This is a genomic window from Cryobacterium algoritolerans (assembly GCF_004402785.1).
Taxonomy (GTDB): domain Bacteria; phylum Actinomycetota; class Actinomycetes; order Actinomycetales; family Microbacteriaceae; genus Cryobacterium; species Cryobacterium algoritolerans.
Genome location: NZ_SOFP01000061.1, coordinates 1 through 1,010 on the forward strand (window position 1 = coordinate 1; position 1,010 = coordinate 1,010).

The window sequence follows — 1,010 nt, forward strand, 5'->3', positions numbered from 1 at the left end:
TAGTGCGTATCCGCTTAGCTCAGCTTCGCTTGGCTGCTGCCGGGCCTTCGGCCACGATCTCAGCCCTGGTAGACGGCGGATGGTGGCTGCTGAGACCAAGGAGGGTTTGAAAAGCGGCCATCGGCGTGCGTCGTCGGTTGTATCGGAAGATGAACTCGTCGAGGTAGACCTGAAGATGCTCGGCGCTCACGCCGCGGTGTGTGCCGCGGAGCCAAGACTTGAAGTTCGAGATCGCACGGTGAGCCCGCGGCAAGACCGGGTCGGTGTCGCCGTCACGCTTGGCCTTAGCCTGGCTGCGCCGGCGGTGCACGTAGCCCTTACTCGTCAGTTTCGCGTAGCCTTGCCACCCGTCAGTATGCACGATCGCTCCCGCCTCGACGGTCCGTTCGATGAATCCGGACAACGTTGCCGCGGTCGCGTCGTCGATCAGCTCGATCCGTATGCGACCTGAACCGGTGCCGCGCACCTCCACTGCGATGATCCCGGTGGAGGCCTTCGCGATTGCGCTGCGCCCGCCGCTCCTGCCCTTCTCCACACCGCCGATCTCGAACTCATCAACTTCGACCTCGCCCGAGAGCAAACCCCGATCAGGGGCAACCATTGCGCGGCGCAGCTTGTGCAGCATTGTCCAGGCAGTGTCGTAGCGGGTCAGCGCGAGTTGGCGTTGCAACTGCCTCGCTGACATTCCTGGCGTGCCGGTAGCCACCAAGTACGCCGCCCAAAACCACAACCGCAGCGACAACCGGGTCTTGTGCATCACGGTCCCGGCCGTCACCGAGACCTGATACCGGCATTGGACGCACTGCCACAGCCGTCGGGTGGCGATCGGATACGCGTCGCGGCCACCGCAACGGGGGCACGTGAACCCCTCCGGCCATCGACTCTCATAGAGATAGTCCAGGCACGCCTGCTCATCCACGAACCACTCCTGGAAGGCCAGAATCGACCGTGGAAAATCAGGTTTGGACACACTTCACACTAGCTGAGCTAAGCGGATACGCACTAGTCGA

General features: G+C 63.1%; 1 protein-coding gene. It reads right to left on the bottom strand.

All coding sequences use genetic code 11. From position 1 onward, the window contains the following. Nucleotides 1–19: 19 nt before the first annotated feature. Nucleotides 20–970: an IS1595 family transposase gene (locus E3O19_RS13050; protein WP_134568263.1), complete on the bottom strand. Its 951-nt coding sequence runs from the start codon at nt 968–970 to the stop codon at nt 20–22. Between the last annotated feature and the right edge of the window lie 40 nt (nt 971–1,010).